The organism is Mycobacterium sp. 1274756.6, from assembly GCF_001668625.1.
Classification (GTDB): domain Bacteria; phylum Actinomycetota; class Actinomycetes; order Mycobacteriales; family Mycobacteriaceae; genus Mycobacterium.
This window is the reverse complement of sequence record NZ_LZLJ01000083.1, coordinates 96,342-108,411: the sequence shown is the minus strand read 5'-3', so window position 1 is coordinate 108,411 and position 12,070 is coordinate 96,342. Positions and strand designations below refer to the sequence as shown.

The window sequence follows — 12,070 nt, the reverse complement described above, 5'->3', positions numbered from 1 at the left end:
CGCCGCAGGTGCAGCACGGTCGCGAATGAAGCTGTGCGGCGGTGTTTTCGCATTTTTCCGCCCTGGCTCTGCACTCGCGGCGGATAGGTCCCGCCTGCGGCGGCACCGGTGCGGCGCGCGAGAGTCTCGCGCGATGTCGCGAACCCGACTAGGCTGGATGGTCTTGCAGCTGAAGGGGAGCGTGATGGACATCCAAGGCGCACTGCGCAAGGTGGCCCGAACGGCGGGTCGGGCGGCGGACGCGACCACGATGGCGGCCGGAGCGGTGGGCGGCGCCGTCATCAACGGTGTCGTCGGCGGTGTCCGGGGCACGGTGAAGGGCACCGTCGCCGGGGTGCAGAGCGGGGTGGACAAGGGCAGCCATTCCACCCCGGTCGCCGCGGCGACCCTTGGCGCCCTCGGGGTGATCGGCTTGGTGGAGTGGCCGGTGCTGCTGGTCGTCGGCGGCGGCGCCCTGGCGCTGCGGCAGATCAAGCAGCAGCGGGCCGCGCAGGCCGCGGTGTCCTCGCCGTCTCAGCTGCGTGCGGTGCCCGGCGGTGACGCCGCCCCCCGCGCCGGCAACAGCGCCGCCCCGGCCAAGGCCGAGGGGCGCAAGGCAGCCGGCAGCAGGGCGCCCTCGGCCACCAAGGCGGCGGCGAAGGCCCCGGCCACGAAGACCGCCGCCAAGAAGTCGACTGCGCGCAAGTCGGCGGCGAAGAAGGCGCCCGCCAAGAAATCGGCGGCCAAGAAGTCCGCCGCCGCGAAAACCACCGCACCGGCGAAGACAACGGCGCCGGATAAGACCGACCCTCGGTAGATTTTGGCCATCAGTCGCTCATCAGCCGGCTCCGTTCCGTTTCGACTGGCCTTCTGGGGCTTCCAGACCTCGCTTCGACTCGCCGGCGCCTCGGTGACCGCCGCCGCGACCGCCGCCGCCACCGGCTTCGACCTGGCGACCCGGCCGGCCCGCGAGGCCGTCGACACCGTCTCGCGGGGCCTGACCGATGTGCTGGTCGGGCGGCGCAGCTGGCGGGGCAACGGCCGGGCCTGGATCGAGGTGCGCGGCCTGCACGGCAACCGCGGCCGCGAGCTGGGACCGGCTGTGGTGGCCGCGGTGCGCGAGATCCCCGGCGTCACGGCTGTGACCCTGAACTACCCGCTGTCCCGGCTGATCGTCACGCTCACCGCCGACGCGTCGCTGCGCCGGATCTGCGCGGTGATCACCGGTCTGGAACAGCAGTACCGCACCGCCACCGATGCCGACGTGCCCGCCACCAGCCTGCCCGGCGACGGCCTGCTGGCCGCCGCGCAGGCGGTCACCGCCGGCGCCAACACCGTCGGGTTCGGCGCCGCGTTGGCCGGCACCGTGCTGCGGCTCAAACCCCTGCCGCCCAGTGTGGAGGCGGCGGTCGCCGCCGTGGTCTACCAGCCGCGGCTGCGCGGCATGCTCGAGGACCGCATCGGCACCGCGGCCTCCGACGCCGTGCTCAACGTCGCCATGGCCGCCGCACACACGGTGACGTTGGCCCCCGCGGCGCTGCTGCTCGACGTGGCGATGGAGGCACTGGCCATCGGCGAACACCAGGCCGGGTTGCGGGCCTGGCACCGGCACGAACCGGCCCTGGCCCGCCACGGCGGCGACAGCCGGTCGCACCGGCCGGTCCGCCCGGTGCCCGAGCCGCCGGGACCGGTGGAACGCCACGGCGGGGTGGCCGCGCTGGTGCAGGCGCTGGGCACGGTCGCGGTCGCCGCCACCACCCGCAACCCCGACATGGCGGGCACGGCGGTGCTGGTGGCCGCGCCGAAGGCGGCCCGGGTGACCCGGGAGGCGTTCGCCGCCACCCTCGGCCGTGAACTCGCCGACCGGCACGACGTGCTGGGTTTGCAAGCCGACGCGCTGCGCCGCCTCGACCGGGTCGACACGCTGGTCATCGACCCGCGGGTGCTCTGCACCGACCGGCTGAAGGTCGTCGGGGTGCGCGGGGTCCCCGACCGGGACCTGGCCGCGGCATGGGATCGCGCCCAGGCCCGCCTCGACGACCCCGACCTGACCCCCGGCTGGCACTCCCTGGATCCCGACACCGCGCTGGAGGCGCTGTACCGGCCCGCCCACGACCCGCTGGCCGCCGTCCTGGTCGCCGAGGCGCGCAGCGCCGGCCTGGAGGTCGTCTCCGTCGACATCGACGTGCTCGACGACCTCGCACCCGCCTTCGACGAGATCGAACCGGCGGGGACGCGTCCGGTGGGCGATGCGCTGACCGACGTGGTGCGCGACCGCCAGGGCGCCGGTCGGCACGTGGCGGTGCTGTCGACCGAGGCGATCCGCGCGCTCTCGGCCGCCGACATCGGGCTCGGCGTATGCACCGATGCCGCGCTGCCGTGGTACGCCGACCTGCTGGTCGCCGACCTCGCCGGGGCGTGGCAGGTGATCCACGCCATCCCGGCGGCCCGGCTCGCCAGCCGCCGCGGCACCGAGATCGCCACCGGAGCCAGCGCGTTGGGCGCGCTGCTGATGCTGCCCGGGGTGCGCGGTTCCGGGCCCGGGCCGGTCACCAGCGGCGCGGCCGTCGGCTTCCTGTCCGGGTTCCTGCTGGCCCGGCGCACCGCCGCGGAGCCCACCCCGCAGCCGCCGCCGGTGCACGAGTGGCACGCCATGTCGGTGCAGCAGGTCCGCAGGCTGCTGCCCCCGCCCGAGCGCGGCGGACCCGACGACGCTCCCGGCTCGACCCTCGCCGGGCGGTTGCAGCCCGGCCTGGTGGCCGGCCGGCGGCTCATCGAGGCGAGCTCGCGGCCCCGCCGCGCCGCGTGGCAGTTCGCCGGGGCGGTGCGCGCCGAACTCGCCGACCCGCTGACCCCGATGCTGGCACTCGGTTCGGCGGCCAGCGCCATCCTGGGCTCGCCGGTCGACGCGATCATGGTGGGTTCGGTGCTCACCGGCAACGCGTTCCTGGCCGCCGGTCAACGGCTGCGCGCCGAGTCGAAGTTGAATCAGCTGCTGGCCCAGCAGATCCCGGCGGCGCGGCTGTACACGGCCGGCCCCGGCGGCGAGCCGGTCTACACCGAGATCGCCGCCGAGGACCTGCGGCCCGGCGACGTGATCGAGGTGCGTCCCGACGAGGTGGTGCCCGCCGACGCCCGGCTGATCGAGGCCGACGAGGTGGAGGTCGACGAGTCCTCGCTCACCGGCGAATCGATGCCGGTGGACAAGCAGGTCGCGGCCACCCCCGGCGCCGAACTCGCCGAACAGCTCTGCATGCTTTTCGCCGGCACCACCGTGATGACCGGCACCGCGCTGGCGCTGGTGACCGCGGTCGGTGCCGACACCCAGGTGCGGCGCGCCGCCGACCTGGCCGGTGACCGCAACGAAACCGTCGGCCTGCAGCACCAGCTGAGCCGGCTGACCAACCGGGCCTGGCCGGTGAGTCTGGGCGGAGGCGCCGCCGTCGGTCTGCTGGGGATGTTGCGCGGCAAGGGTTTGCGCCAGGCGGTGGCCTCCGGCATCGCGGTCACGGTGGCCGCGGTCCCCGAGGGCATGCCGCTGGTGGCCACCCTGGCCCAGCAGGCCTCGGCCCGGCGGCTGACCCGGCTCGGCGCGCTGGTGCGCATCCCGGGGTCGGTGGAGGCGCTCGGCCGCGTCGACGTGGTCTGCTTCGACAAGACCGGCACGCTCAGCGAGAACCGGCTGCGGGTCACCCGAGTGCACCCGGTCAACGGCAACGACGACGCCGAGGTGCTGCGCTGCGCCGAGGCCGCCACCCCGGTCCTCAACGGTCGTGCCCACGTCCACGCCACCGACACCGCCATCACCGACAAGGCGGTGTCGGTCAACGGCGGTGCGCCGCACACCGAGCCGCTGGCGCACCTGCCGTTCCGGCCGGGGCGGTCCTTCTCCGCGTCGGTGTCGGGCCGGGAGCTCACGGTCAAGGGCGCCCCGGAGGTGCTGCTGGCCGGGTGCACCACCCGCAGCGGGTCGCTGGCCGACATCGTCGACGGGATGGCCGCCGACGGCCTGCGGGTGATCGCGGTGGCCCGCCGCGAACTCGACGACGCCGGGCTCCGCGCCGCAGCCGACGACCCGGACAACCTGGTCGAGATGTGCGCCGAGGGGTTGGAGCTGACCGGGTTCCTCGGGCTGTCCGACACTCCCCGCCCGGAGTCGGCGGCGCTGCTGGCCGACCTGCGCGAGCACGGCCTGGGCATCCGCCTCATCACCGGTGACCATCCGATCACCGCCGCCGCCATCGCCCGCGACCTGGGCATGCCGGTGCGACCCGATCAGGTGATCAGCGGGGCGCAGTGGGATGCGTTGTCCCGCAAGGACCAGGAGCGCGCGGTCGGCCGCACCGTGATCTTCGCCCGGATGACCCCGGCGAACAAGGTGCAGATCGTCCAAACCCTGGAGCGCACCGGGCGGGTCTGCGCGATGGTCGGTGACGGCTCCAACGACGCCGCGGCGATCCGGGCCGCCACCGTCGGGGTCGGGGTGGTCAGCCGGGGCAGCGACCCGGCGCACAGCGTCTCCGACGTGGTGCTCGTCGACGGGCGGATCGAATCCCTGGTGGCCGCCGTGGAGGAGGGCCGCCAGCTGTGGCAGCGGGTGCAGGCGGCGGTGGCGGTGCTGCTCGGCGGCAACGCCGGGGAGGTCGCGTTCGCGACGCTGGGCACCGCGATCACCGGCAACTCCCCGCTGAACACCCGCCAGTTGCTGTTGGTGAACATGCTCACCGACGCGCTGCCGGCCGCCGCCCTGGCGGTCAGCCCGCCGCGCCACCCGATGTCGCACCAGACCCGCGGGCCCGACGAACGCCGGCTGTGGCGCGCGGTGGGGGTGCGGGGCGCCACCACCGCGGTGGCCGCCAGCTCGGCCTGGGCGTTGGCCTCGCTCACCGGGCGGCAGCAGCGAGCTTCGACGGTGGCGCTGGTGTCGCTGGTCTCGGCTCAGCTGGGCCAGACCCTGCTGGACTCCCGCGCGCCGCTGGTGGTGCTGACCGCCGGTGGCTCACTGGCGGTGATGGGGACGCTGATCAGCGTCCCCGGGCTCAGCCAGTTCCTCGGCTGTACTCCGCTGGGACCCATCGGGTGGGCGCAGGCCCTCGGGACGGCCGGGGTGGCTGTGGGTGCTGCCGCGGTGGTGCCGCGGCTGATCGGGCTGGCCGATCTACCCGCATCACCCCCGCCCGCCACAGCAGCGCATACGCGTGCTGCAGCGGAACGGTCAGAATCTCCGCAATCGTCAGAACCGCACGGTCGGCCGGGAGATCGGTCGTCGCCATATGTCCGACAATGACCGCAGTAGCCGACCCGGCGGCGAATCCTCCGTTACTGAAAGGCAAACGATGGTGGACAAGCAGTCGCGCCGTGAGGCGTCACACCGAGACGCGGTGCAGGAGATCCGCGAGGGCGAGTCGTTCGCGCTGAACCTGCCCGTGGTGGGCGAGGTCGCAGTGCCCCCGCCGGAGCAGTTGGCCTACTACGGCGGGTTGGCACTGCTGGCCACGTTCGAACTGATCGAATGGCCGGTCGCGCTGGTGATCGCCGCCGGCCACCTGATGGCCGCCAACCAGCGCAGCCGGATCCTGGAGGAACTCGGCAAGGCGATGGAAGAGGCCTGAGCCGCGCGGCTACCGGACGGTGAGGATCCCGGCCCGCCACGCCAGCGCGTACACCTGACGCAGCGGCACGCTGAGCAGCCGGGTGGCACCCTCGACCAGCGGGTCGCCGTCGCGGCGGTGCAGTTCGGCAAAACCGTTCACCGCGGCGCGAGCCGGGGTGGTTACGTCGCTGTATGCAATGGTCGCCATGATTGCCTCCTGGCCGGGAAAAACTGTGGGACGAGGTGGCGATGGCGTTGCGTTCCGGCGGTCAGCGCCGAGATGCGGCGGCCGAGCGCGGGGACGTAACGATCGCCCTGGGTCGGGATGGACTATCACCGGAGCTCATTTCGCCCCTCACCTCCTCTCGGCCATGGCACCGTGGTGCCGTCCGCGTGCGGTGCACATCAGGAGGCGAAACCCGGCTCACACCGGAAGAACCGCACCCCACTCGTTCGGGCTTTGGCACTGCACGGCGTGTCCGGAGACCGGAAGCCACTTGGGCTCAACCCTTAAGCCGGGAGGAGCTGTCCTGACCCGCGGCGTCTCTCGACGTTCAGGGTCAGTGGCCTATGTCCGTGCAGACGCCTCGCTTAACGAGGTGCTTGCGGTACCCATGGTGCACCAGGGCTCCGACCGGGGTCAACTACACCCCCGTTCACGCGGCTAATCCGCAGGTCGGCGGCGTGTCGGCGGGCGCGCCTCGCCGGGTCGCGCCGATCCCTGGGCAGCGGGCCGGCACTGGGATAGCGTGGGGCGTGCGCTCGGCACGTCGTCGGCGCACCACAACCGCACACCGCACGGGAGCGTCCAACGGAGGGCGCTGAGAGGACGGCTAGAGCCGTCGACCGTCTGAACCTGACCGGGTAATGCCGGCGTAGGGAGATGAAGATGACCGATCTGTCTGTTTCCGTGGACCCGGCCGTGACCACCGGCCCGATCCCCTACAGCACCAAGCACTACCGCGACCTGGACGGCGTGCCCGGGGCGAAGGTGCCGTTCCGTCGGGTGAACCTCACCAACGGGGAGCACTTCGACCTCTACGACACCTCCGGGCCCTACACCGACACCGACGCCACCATCGACCTGCACGCCGGCCTGCCGGCCCGCCCCGGGGTGGTCACCGACCGCGGGACCCAGCTGCAGCGGGCCCGCGCCGGGGAGATCACCGCGGAGATGGCGTTCATCGCCGCCCGCGAGGGCATGCCCGCCGAGCTGGTGCGCGACGAGGTCGCGCGCGGGCGGGCGGTGATCCCGGCCAACCACAAGCACCCCGAGATCGAACCGATGATCATCGGTAAGGCGTTCGCGGTGAAGGTGAACGCCAACATCGGCAACTCCGCGGTCACCTCCTCCATCGGCGAGGAGGTCGACAAGATGGTGTGGGCGATCCGGTGGGGCGCGGACACCATCATGGACCTGTCCACCGGCAAGGACATCCACGAGACCCGCGAGTGGATTCTGCGCAACTCGCCGGTTCCGGTGGGCACGGTGCCGATCTACCAGGCGTTGGAGAAGGTCAACGGCGACCCGGCGAAGCTGACCTGGGAGATCTACCGCGACACCGTCATCGAGCAGTGCGAGCAGGGCGTGGACTACATGACCGTGCACGCCGGCGTGCTGCTGCGCTATGTGCCGCTCACCGCCAAGCGGGTCACCGGGATCGTCTCGCGCGGCGGGTCGATCATGGCGGCGTGGTGCCTGGCGCATCACCAGGAGTCGTTCCTCTACACCAACTTCGCCGAGCTCTGCGAGATCCTGGCCCGCTACGACGTCACCTTCTCCCTGGGCGACGGGCTGCGCCCCGGCTCGATCGCCGACGCCAACGACGAGGCCCAGTTCGCCGAGCTGCGCACCCTGGGCGAGTTGACCAAGATCGCCAAATCCCATGGCGTGCAGGTGATGATCGAAGGTCCCGGGCACGTCCCGATGCACAAGATCGTCGAGAATGTGCGGCTGGAGGAGGAATGGTGCGAGGAGGCGCCGTTCTACACCCTCGGTCCGCTGGCCACCGACATCGCGCCGGCCTACGACCACATCACCTCCGCGATCGGCGCGGCGATCATCGCCCAGGCCGGCACCGCGATGCTCTGCTACGTCACCCCCAAGGAGCACCTGGGCTTGCCGGACCGTAAGGACGTCAAGGACGGCGTGATCGCCTACAAGATCGCCGCGCATGCCGCCGATCTGGCCAAGGGCCACCCGCACGCCCAGCGCCGCGACGACGAATTGTCCAAAGCCCGCTTCGAGTTCCGCTGGTATGACCAGTTCGCGCTCTCGCTGGACCCCGACACCGCGCGGGAGTACCACGACGAGACGCTGCCGGCCGAACCGGCGAAGTCGGCGCACTTCTGCTCGATGTGCGGCCCCAAGTTCTGCTCGATGCGGATCACCCAGGACGTGCGCGACTACGCCGCCGAGCACGGCCTGGAGACCGAGGAGGACATCGACGCCGCCATCGCCGCGGGCATGGCGGAGAAGTCGGCCGAGTTCGCCGAACACGGCAACCGGGTGTATCTGCCGCTGTCGCAGTGAGTTACCTGCCGCTGGCTGCGCCCCGGGCCACCCCGGCGCGGATCCTGACCATCGCCGGGTCGGACTCCGGTGGCGGCGCCGGGATCCAGGCGGACCTGCGCACCGCCGCGATGCTGGGCGTCCACGCCCTGGTCGCGGTGACCGCGGTGACGGTGCAGAATTCCGTCGGGGTGCGGCGGGTGCACCGGGTGCCCCCCGAGGTGGTCGGTGAGCAGATCGACGCGGTCGTCACCGACATCGGGCTACAGGCCGCCAAGACCGGCATGCTCGCCGCCCCGGAGATCATCGACGCGGTGGCCGCCACCTGGCGGCGCCTCGATCCGGGGGTGCCGCTGGTGGTCGACCCGGTCTGCGCGTCGATGCACGGTGATCCGCTGTTGGTGCCCGAGGCGCTCGATAGCCTGCGCGACACGCTGTTCCCGCTGGCCACGCTGGTCACGCCGAACCTCGACGAGGTGCGACTGCTGGTGGGCATCGACGTCGTCGACGCCGGCACCCAGCGGGACGCCGCCCGGGCGCTGCACGCGCTCGGGCCGGCGTGGGTGCTGGTCAAGGGCGGGCATCTGCGCTCGGCGACCGACAGCCCCGACCTGCTCTACGACGGCCGCGAGTTCGTCGAGTTCCCGGCCGCGCGGGTCGACACCGGCGACGACCACGGCGCCGGGGACACACTGGCCGCGGCCACCGCGGCCGCCCTCGCCCACGGCTTCACCGTCCCGGATGCGGTGGGCTTCGCGAAACGCTGGGTGACCGACTGCCTGCGCGCCGCCTATCCACTGGGCCACGGTCATGGCCCGGTCTCCCCGCTGTTTCGGTTGCAGCCGTGAACCTCTCGGCGATCGACGGGATCGCCCACCGTCCGGACCGAGCCCCCGCCGGCGTGGTCCTGTTGACCCACGGTGCCGGCGGGAATCGGGATTCGCCACTGCTGCAGCGGGTCTGCGAAGCGTGGGCCGCGTGCGGCTGGCTGGCCATCCGCTACAACCTGCCGTTCCGGCGGCGCCGGGTCAGCGGCCCGCCGTCGGGAAACGGGCAGGTCGACCGTGACGGCATCCTTGCGGCGACCGCGCTCGCCCGCGACCTCGCCGACGGCCCACTGGTGGCCGGGGGGCACTCCTACGGCGGCCGGCAGACCTCGATGGTGACCGGGGCGGTCCCGGTGGATCTGCTGACGTTATTCTCCTACCCACTGCACCCGCCGGGAAAGCCGGAGCGGGCCCGCACCGCCCATCTGCCCGACATCACCGTGCCGACCGTGTTCACCCACGGCGGCCGGGATCCCTTCGGCAGCCTGGCCGAGCTGCGCGAAGCGGCGGGTTTGATTCCTGCGGCGACCGAGATCGTCGAAATCGCCGACGCCCGACATGATCTGGCGTCGAAGACCCTCGACGTTCCGGAGCTGGCGGTCTCCGCCGCGCTGCGGTTACTGGGCCGCTGAACCCGGGTGCAGCCGCACGCTGCCGGCGATCACCTCGGCGGCGACCTTGGCGAGCTTGACGTTGGTCTCCTGGGAGACGCGCCGCAGCATGTCGAAGGCCTCGACATCGCTGACGCTGTTGAGCAGCATCAGCATCCCGATGGCCTTGCCGATCTCGCGATTGCTGTCCAGGCCGCGCTGCAACGTGGACACGTCCTCGCCGCGGATCACCGCGTTGACGGTCACCGAAGCGAACGCGGCCAACATGACGGCGCGTTCAGCGGCCGCGGTGTCGAAGGCATTCGGGGTGTCGCTGAACAGGTTCAGCGCCGCCTCCTTGCGGTCGTCGACCAGCAGCCGGAAGCCCATCGCCCCGCGCACCGGCGTCTCGGCCAGGATCCGCGTCGCCAACCGGGGCCAGGTGCTGTGCACCGCCAGGTCGGTGTCGATCTGGGCGGCCTCGTCCTCGATGGCGTCCAGGCAGGGCCCTTCACCGAGTTCGCGTTCCATCTCGTCGATGCGGCGTGCGATACCGTCGCTGGCTGCCGCGATCCGGTAGCGGCCGCCGCGGCGCATCAGGATGCTGGCGTGGTCGCAGGACGGCACCAGCAGGGTGGCGGCCACGCAGATCGCGGAGTAGACCTCGTCGATGCTGCTGCCGCGGTAGACGATCTCGGCCAGCGCTGCGAACACACCCGCCGGGTCAGCCCCGGTCGGTGCGCCGGGAACGGGTTCGCTCATCGACCGCCTATCCGCTGGGGTAATCGTCGTCGTCGAGGGGGACGCTTTGGTGCTGGTCGTAGACATCGGCCGGATTGGCTTCGGCGGAGCCCGTGTCGGGGTCGAACACGTCGTCGTGCTCGTCGTCGACGGCCATGGCCTGCTCGGCGATGTCGAGGTCGCTGGCGCTCGGAATCGGCTCGGTCATGGCTCCTCCCCTGCTCGGACTGCGTCGGCCCGTCCAGGTTACCCGGTCCCGACGACTACAAACTTACTCATGAGTAAGGTATCGTCGGCTTATGAGTGCCGAGCACGTCGATGCGGTCATCGTCGGCGCCGGGTTCGGGGGAATCGGGGCGGCGATCCAGCTGAGCCGGCTGGGCTACCGCGACATGGTGATCCTCGACCGGGAGAGCGATCTCGGCGGAACCTGGCACGTCAACCGCTATCCCGGGTTGGCGGTCGACATCCCCTCGACCACCTACTCCTACTGGTTCGAACCCAACCCGTACTGGTCTCGCCTGTTCGCCCCGGGCGAGGAGTTGAAACGCTATGCCGAGCATGTCGCCGACAAGTACGACGTGCGCGGGTACATGCGGTTCAACACCACCGTGGCGGGGGCCCGGTGGGATGAGGAGACCCGCCGGTGGCAGGTGAGCCTGGCTAACGGCGACGTGATCTCCACCCAGTTCCTGATCACCGCCACCGGGTTCCTCTCCCAGCCGCACACGCCGGAGATCGACGGGATCACCGATTTCGCCGGCCGCGTCATGCACACCACGGCGTGGGATGACGCGTTCGACTTCACCGGGAAACGGGTGGGGCTCATCGGCACCGGCGCCACCGCGGTCCAGCTGATTCCGGAGTTGGCGCGGCGGGCGGCGGACCTGACCGTCTACCAACGCACCCCGATCTGGGTGGTGCCGAAGATCGACTTCGCGATCCCGCCGGCGCTGCAGCGGCTGTTCGCGGCGGTACCGGCGGTCCACCGCGGATTCCGGTTCGTCACCGACACGCTGCTGGAGTTGTTGATGGTGACCGGGGTGCTGCGGTTCCGGCGGTTCCGCCGGTTGAACATCGCCGCCGCCGACGCCGCGAAACTGTTCCTGTTCGCCACCGTTCGCGACAGACGGTTGCGCGCCGCGCTGACGCCGGACTACGACTTCGGCTGCAAGCGTCCCACCTACTCCAACGACTACTACCGGTCGTTCACCAGGGCGAACGTGCATCTGCAGACCGCACCGATCCAGCGGATCGAATCCGACGGCATCGTCACCGCCGACGGGCAAAAGACCGGCATCGACGCGCTGGTGCTCGCGACCGGCTTCGACTTGTGGGACGCCAATTTCCCGGCCATCGAGATCATCGGGCGAGGCGGCCGCAGCCTGGGCAAGTGGTGGCGGGACAATCGGTTTCAGGCCTACCAGGGGGTGTCGATCCCGGCGTTCCCCAACTACCTCAGCCTGGCCAGCCCGTACGCGTTCTCCGGTCTGTCGTTCTTCAACACGATGGAGTACCAGATGCGTCACATCGACCGGCTCTTCGCCGAACTGCATCGCCGGGGTGCCGACACCTTCGAGGTGACCGAGGAGGCCAACGCCGCGTTCCTGGAGCGGATGACCGGGCTGCTCGACGATTCGGTGTTCTACGCCGGGGATTGCGCGACCTCACGCTCGTACTACTTCAACCACGACGGCGAGGCGACCCTGCTGCGGCCCACCTCCACCGCCGACGCGGTGGCCGACGGGTCCCGGTTTGCGTTGAGCGACTACCGGTTCGGCTGACCCGGCACACCGTCATTGACCCTGCGGTCATGGCGCTGCCCACT

At 71.5% G+C, this 12,070-nt stretch carries 10 protein-coding genes, 1 pseudogene and 2 riboswitches; of the genes and pseudogenes, 7 read left to right on the top strand and 4 right to left on the bottom strand.

The genetic code is table 11. The features are described 5' to 3' along the window. Nucleotides 1–163 precede the first annotated feature (163 nt). Nucleotides 164–796 (top strand): hypothetical protein, encoded by a 633-nt coding sequence (locus A5643_RS13050; protein ID WP_231995559.1) that lies wholly within the window; start codon nucleotides 164–166, stop codon nucleotides 794–796. A 627-nt stretch (nucleotides 797–1,423) separates the two neighbouring features. Then, nucleotides 1,424–5,050, top strand: a pseudogene (locus tag A5643_RS13045) (cation-translocating P-type ATPase); the annotation flags it as partial. Here A5643_RS13045 and A5643_RS18940 read toward each other — a convergent pair. Beyond that, nucleotides 5,019–5,252 (bottom strand): Rv1535 domain-containing protein, encoded by a 234-nt coding sequence (locus A5643_RS18940; protein WP_353612573.1) that lies wholly within the window; start codon nucleotides 5,250–5,252, stop codon nucleotides 5,019–5,021. The pseudogene A5643_RS13045 and the gene A5643_RS18940 overlap by 32 nt on opposite strands. Before the next feature lie 63 nt (nucleotides 5,253–5,315). On the opposite strand from A5643_RS18940, the gene A5643_RS13040 reads away from it, so the two are divergent. After that, on the top strand, nucleotides 5,316–5,591 hold the full coding sequence (locus A5643_RS13040; protein ID WP_066856074.1) for a hypothetical protein: 276 nt from the start codon (nucleotides 5,316–5,318) through the stop codon (nucleotides 5,589–5,591). Nucleotides 5,592–5,600: 9 nt separating this feature from the next. Here the strand turns inward: A5643_RS13040 and A5643_RS13035 are convergent, their stop codons facing one another. Further along, nucleotides 5,601–5,780 (bottom strand): Rv1535 domain-containing protein, encoded by a 180-nt coding sequence (locus A5643_RS13035; protein WP_066856071.1) that lies wholly within the window; start codon nucleotides 5,778–5,780, stop codon nucleotides 5,601–5,603. Nucleotides 5,781–6,009: 229 nt separating this feature from the next. Beyond that, a riboswitch (M-box (ykoK) riboswitch) is annotated at nucleotides 6,010–6,178 on the bottom strand. Nucleotides 6,179–6,360: 182 nt separating this feature from the next. Beyond that, nucleotides 6,361–6,471: riboswitch (TPP riboswitch) on the top strand. On the opposite strand from A5643_RS13035, the gene thiC reads away from it, so the two are divergent. From thiC to A5643_RS13020, 3 genes are all read left to right on the top strand, one after another. Continuing rightward, on the top strand, nucleotides 6,462–8,105 hold the full coding sequence (gene thiC, locus A5643_RS13030; RefSeq protein ID WP_066856156.1) for a phosphomethylpyrimidine synthase ThiC: 1,644 nt from the start codon (nucleotides 6,462–6,464) through the stop codon (nucleotides 8,103–8,105). Its footprint overlaps the riboswitch before it by 10 nt. Beyond that, nucleotides 8,102–8,932: a bifunctional hydroxymethylpyrimidine kinase/phosphomethylpyrimidine kinase gene (gene thiD / locus A5643_RS13025; protein WP_066856068.1), complete on the top strand. Its 831-nt coding sequence runs from the start codon at nucleotides 8,102–8,104 to the stop codon at nucleotides 8,930–8,932. The genes thiC and thiD overlap by 4 nt, the downstream gene beginning before the upstream one ends. Beyond that, the gene (locus A5643_RS13020; RefSeq protein ID WP_066856065.1) at nucleotides 8,929–9,543 is read left to right on the top strand and encodes an alpha/beta hydrolase family protein; all 615 of its coding nucleotides are present in this window, start codon (nucleotides 8,929–8,931) and stop codon (nucleotides 9,541–9,543) included. The genes thiD and A5643_RS13020 overlap by 4 nt, the downstream gene beginning before the upstream one ends. Here the strand turns inward: A5643_RS13020 and A5643_RS13015 are convergent. After that, nucleotides 9,529–10,263, bottom strand: coding sequence for a GAF and ANTAR domain-containing protein (locus A5643_RS13015; RefSeq protein ID WP_066856061.1), 735 nt, complete (start codon nucleotides 10,261–10,263; stop codon nucleotides 9,529–9,531). The genes A5643_RS13020 and A5643_RS13015 overlap by 15 nt on opposite strands. Nucleotides 10,264–10,270: 7 nt before the next feature. Further along, the gene (locus tag A5643_RS13010) at nucleotides 10,271–10,450 is read right to left on the bottom strand and encodes an Rv3202a family protein (RefSeq protein ID WP_066856058.1); all 180 of its coding nucleotides are present in this window, start codon (nucleotides 10,448–10,450) and stop codon (nucleotides 10,271–10,273) included. 91 nt (nucleotides 10,451–10,541) lie between these two features. Between A5643_RS13010 and A5643_RS13005 the strand changes: the two genes are divergently transcribed. After that, a complete protein-coding gene (locus A5643_RS13005) occupies nucleotides 10,542–12,026 on the top strand; it encodes a flavin-containing monooxygenase (RefSeq protein WP_066856055.1) in 1,485 nt (494 codons plus the stop codon). The last annotated feature ends 44 nt before the right edge of the window (nucleotides 12,027–12,070 follow it).